The organism is uncultured Campylobacter sp. (genome assembly GCF_938045465.1).
GTDB lineage: Bacteria > Campylobacterota > Campylobacteria > Campylobacterales > Campylobacteraceae > Campylobacter_B.
Genome location: NZ_CALIBF010000070.1, coordinates 1 through 4,840, shown reverse-complemented (window position 1 = coordinate 4,840; position 4,840 = coordinate 1). Strand labels below are relative to the sequence as shown.

The following is a 4,840-nucleotide window of genomic DNA, read 5'->3' as shown; positions in this document are numbered from 1 at the left end:
CGGCGGGTGAACGCATACCCTATTTGGCAAATAACAAAGTCGATCTGATCATCGGAACTTTCATCATTACGCCCGAGCGCAGTAAGCATGTCGACTTCTCAATCCCTTATCTTTCCGTAAATTTCGGCGTACTGACCCGCAAAGCAGATACTATAAGCGATATTTCGCAGCTTAGAGATATGAAAATTTTAGTAGAGGGCAATGCAACGGCCCCAGAGCTGTATCTTAAAAAGGAAAAATTCGACAATCTAATGCGCTGCGCTACTACAAAGGAGTGCTACGAGATGGTAAAGAACGGCCAAGCCGACGCCTACGTAAACGATAATATAATAGTGCTTGCTTACGAGATCATGGATAAGACGATGGACGTGCCTTTTAAGGCGCTGGGACCTACAGAATTTATCGGCGTGGGCGTTTCGAAGGGCAACAAAGAGCTGTTAGAACTGGTGAATGCTGAGCTAATCAAGCTAAGCAAAGAGGGCTTTTTTGAAAGGGCCTACAGCGATACTTTCGAGCCATTTTACAAAAAGGCGGTGGATAAAAAATATTTCTTGCTAGATGGAATTTACAGCCTTTTATAAACACTTAGCGGGTTTAGTACAAAACCCGCTAAATTTCAAAAAATCTTTTAAAATCTCATTCAATTACTCAGTTTTCAAAAAATAAATTCAATTTTTCATAAAATTTTAGTTCTTTTTGCCTTATTTTCGCTAGAATAACGTTGAGATTTAACGATAAAGGATAGGGAATGAGGGCATTTATCGCTATATTTTTATTTTGTGCGGCGCTTTTTGCAGATAGCCTAGATCAAATCAGACAAAACGGCGTCATTCGCATCGGAGTGCGCGACGCCCATCCGCCGCTTTGCGAGTCTAATGGCGGCAAATTTGAAGGATTTGAAATCGATCTTGCAAACGCTATTGCTAAAGAAATTTTCGGCAAAAAAGAGGGCAAAATCGAGTTCATCCCGTTAAGCGTAAATGATAGAATTCCATTTTTAGAGGCAAATAAGCTTGATTTGGTGATCGGTCTATTTAGCATCACCAACGAACGAAAAAGAAAGATCGATTTCTCCCTCCCTTACCTCTCCGTAAATTTAGGCGTATTAACGCGCAAAGCCGACGCTTTTACCGATATCGCGCAGCTTCATGATAAAAAGATCGTATTCGAAGGCGACGCGACAGTAGCCGAGAAATTTTTCAAAACCAAGGGATTTAAAAATTTAGGCCATTGCGCTTCGGCTAAGGAATGTTACGAAATGATTCGAAATGGTGATGCAGATGGCTATATAAACGACAATCTCATCGTGCTTGCATATTCCGTCATCGATGATACTTTGGAAGTGCCGTTTAAAAACCTAGGCCCTAGCGATTTCATCGGCATCGGCGTGCAGAAAGACAACAAAGAACTACTTGATTTCGTCAATGCAGAGCTCATCAAGCTGAGCAAAGAGGGCTTTTTCAAAAAGGCCTACGAGCAGAGCTTTGATCCATTCTATCGCGGTACGGCGGATAAGAAATATTTTCTGCTAGACGGAATTTATAATATGCTCTAAGAGCTTATTTAAATTTTAAGTTCGGCTTTTAGAATTTTAGTAAATAAAATTTCCTGCTTCATTTGAAAGTGGAAAAGAGATTAAATTTAAGGATTTGCCATGAAATTGCTTCTTGCAATGTTGCTACCATTTATTGTTGCTTTTGCCGATAGTTTGGAACAGATCAGATCAAAAGGCGTCGTTCGCATCGGCGTTTACGACGGACAGCCTCCTTTTAGCGAGCTGAACGATGGAACTTTTGAGGGTTTTGAAGTTACGATGGCGCAGGCCATAGCAAATGATCTTTTCGGCGAAAAAGGCGGCAGAATCGAACTTGTGCCGATGAAGGTCGAGGATAGAATTCCAGCTTTAGTAAACAACCGCGTAGATATCGTCATCGCTACGATTACCATTACGCCTGAACGCGCGCAGCAGATCGATTTTTCAACACCGTATTTTTCAGTAAATCTTGGGGTTTTAACCCGCAAGGCCGATAGAATAAAATCCTTAGCCGATCTGAAAGAGAAGAGAATTTTACTCGAAAGCGGCGGTACAGGCGAGGCATTTTTTAAACAAGAAGGCTTTGGAAATTTTACATTTTGCAAGATCGCCAGGGAGTGCTACCGCATGCTAAAAGACGGCGACGTGGACGCCTACGCGACCGATAATCTCATCGCAATGGCATATCCGGTAGTCGATAGCGAGGTAGAAGTGCCGCTTAAAACTCTAGGCAAGCCCGATTTCATGGGTATTGGCGTGCAGAAGGGCAATAAAGAGCTACTGGATTTCGTCAATGCAGAGCTTATAAAGCTAAGCAAAGAGGGCTTTTTTGAAAAGGCATACGAAGGGACTTTTAATCCATTTTATCACGGCGCTGCGGATAAAAGATATTTCTTGCTAGATGGAATTTACAGCTTCTTGTAGGATTTGCGGCTCATTTTAAAATTTATTACGCAAGATTTATCACGTAAATTTTATCTCCTGCTTGCTATGCTTTAGCTCTTGCAGCGGGGATCACATAAAATTTATCGCGCAATCTTGCTCGTTTAAATTTTTCAAAAAAGCTTTTTCGCGGGCGAAACGGCATTTATATAAAATTCCGCTCGTTTAAAATTTATTTTGCATAAATTTTACCGCGGCTTGAAATTGCTAAAATAAATTTAGCTCAGATTTTTATTATTTCAAATTTTACTCAGAATCCCTTTACTATGATTTTTTCACCTCTTACAATCCGCTCAAAATGCCCCCTCTAAAAAAGGTTAAATTTTGCAGTCAAGAATTTATTCTGCGCAAAGAGTAAATTTTTACTACTTAAAATTACAAATGCAGCCCCCCTCTGTCAAAAACCGATCAGTGATTTTCATATTGCAAACTGATCTATTTTTATGTATAATCGCAAACTTTATGAATTTTAAAGGATCAATATATGAAAAAATCCATCTGCTCCTCTATGCTTAGCCTCGCAGCGGTGCTCGCACTAGCACCCGCACAAGCGCTTTGCAATGCAGATTCTAATCCGCCGCTTATCCATACCCATAATAACCTCTATTCGGCTGGATTTAGCGGCAATACTAGCGGCAGCGGAAGCACCAGCCCAAATGGCAATATTACGACGATTACGGGCGTTGTAAGCGGCGGGACGGACTACTCCGGCAGCGTGATTTACGGTGGAGGAAGTGGCGACGGGATCGCGGGCTTTACCGAGTTAAACTCTGCCTCCAACAATAGACTTACGATTAAAGGCGCAAACGCTTACGTAGGTATCGCAATAGGTGCTGAGGCCAAGGGTGTATCGGATAATTACGTGAGCTTGGAAAACGGCTCTAAGGTAAATTTGGCCGTGGGCGGGCAAGGCATAGCGGCGTCAAAAACGGGCAACGAAGGCGAAGCGACGCGAAATCAGGTTTTTGTAAAATACGGCGCCGAAATTACGGGAAATGCCGATAACTTCGGCGGCAGCTCAAATAGACATTATAATATCATCGGCGGCAGAAGTGGAGCGGATAAAAAAGCCTCCTCCAACGCCGTAACGATCGACGGAGGCACTATTGGCAACAGCTCCGTTAAAAATGTAATCGTAGGCGGTATAGTAAGCGGCGGCGGCGATGCCGTATCAAATAGAATAACTATCAAAAGCGGCACATTTAGAGGAAGCTTTGATATATTCGGCGCTCAATCCTCCACGGGGCAAAGTAACTCTAATAGCGTCAATATAACGGCGCCTTATTACGGCGGCACAAGCACTATTACTTTAAGCGGTAGCGGTAGAATTTGGGGCGCAGCGGGTGGAAGCGGAAACTCTAGCGCAAACTCCGTATCCATAAGCGCAAAGCTAAAAGCGCAAAATTACCAAGTAATCGGCGGCCAAGCAAATAGCGCTAGCGTAATGAGCGCAAATCGCGTAGAAATCAACAACGACGATGCAATCGTAGGCAGCGTCACAGGCTCTTTGGGCGGCGCCTCAAGCTCGCGAAGCGTAGTTGATCTTATAAAAGGTACAGTAAAAGGTGATGTCGCGGCAGCAAGCGGCATTGCAGGCGAATCGGATGGCGATAGAGTTACTCTAGGAGCGTCAGACTCCAACAAAGGCGTGCACGTAGGCGGCAATGTCTATGGCGCACGTGCGGGAAGCGTCAAAAACGCAGTCGTTTATATCAATAAAGAAAGAACGACGATAGCAGGAGACGTCTTTGCGGGCTACGCTACAAGCGGCAGCGTCGAGAATAGCAACGTAAATTTTAGAGGCGGCACTATAAACGGCACGATCTGGGGCAGTAATAAGAATTTAGACAAAACCAATACCTTGCATATAGAAAACTGGGTCGGCGGCGGCATTAAAAAAGCTAAAGATATTAAGAATTTCGGCTCTATAAATTTTCACGATCTATATTCCACTACCCAAGCCGATGCGCCGCTTACTCTAACCACTGGCGGCAATACAAATTTAAACGACACAAAGATAGAGGGTATAAAATCAGATCTTGGCGAAGGAAAGTACTATCTGATCCACAACTCTGGTGGCGGCACGATCACCAGAGCCGCGCAAACCGTGCAAGATAATCAAATTTACACGATTACCGACAAGGATCACTATCAGATCACCGGAACCACGATCGAAGTCGAAAACAATAAGAATTTAATTATGCAAAAGGGTACTCTAACTCACTCTTGGATAGACCTTAACTTCGATCAAAGCGAGCTAATGCAAAATCAAAATTCCAACAAGGCTGCGGGCGCTATCGAGCTATTCGGCAATAAAGGCAACACCGTAATCGTAAAAGAGGGTGCAGGCAATCTAGGCGGCAA

Annotated in this window: 4 protein-coding genes; all 4 read left to right on the top strand. The window is 43.5% G+C overall.

The annotated features are described in order from the left end of the window. Nucleotides 1-581, top strand: a 581-nt coding sequence (locus Q0413_RS03395; RefSeq protein WP_298987317.1) for a transporter substrate-binding domain-containing protein, incomplete at its 5' end; no start/stop codon positions are given. Between the two features lie 167 nt (nucleotides 582-748). Beyond that, entirely contained in the window at nucleotides 749-1,555 is an 807-nt protein-coding gene (locus Q0413_RS03390) for a transporter substrate-binding domain-containing protein (RefSeq protein ID WP_298987314.1), read from the top strand. A 99-nt stretch (nucleotides 1,556-1,654) separates the two neighbouring features. Next, on the top strand, nucleotides 1,655-2,458 hold the full coding sequence (locus Q0413_RS03385) for a transporter substrate-binding domain-containing protein (RefSeq protein WP_291936842.1): 804 nt from the start codon (nucleotides 1,655-1,657) through the stop codon (nucleotides 2,456-2,458). Between the two features lie 502 nt (nucleotides 2,459-2,960). Next, nucleotides 2,961-4,840, top strand: a 1,880-nt coding sequence (locus tag Q0413_RS03380; RefSeq protein WP_298987312.1) for a hypothetical protein, incomplete at its 3' end; no start/stop codon positions are given.

What these genes read in the sequence shown, in the direction of transcription:
- Q0413_RS03385 (WP_291936842.1), top strand. Translation starts at nt 1,655, where the DNA reads ATGAAATTGCTTCTTGCAATGTTGCTACCATTTATTGTTGCTTTTGCC.
- Q0413_RS03390 (WP_298987314.1), top strand. Translation starts at nt 749, where the DNA reads ATGAGGGCATTTATCGCTATATTTTTATTTTGTGCGGCGCTTTTTGCA.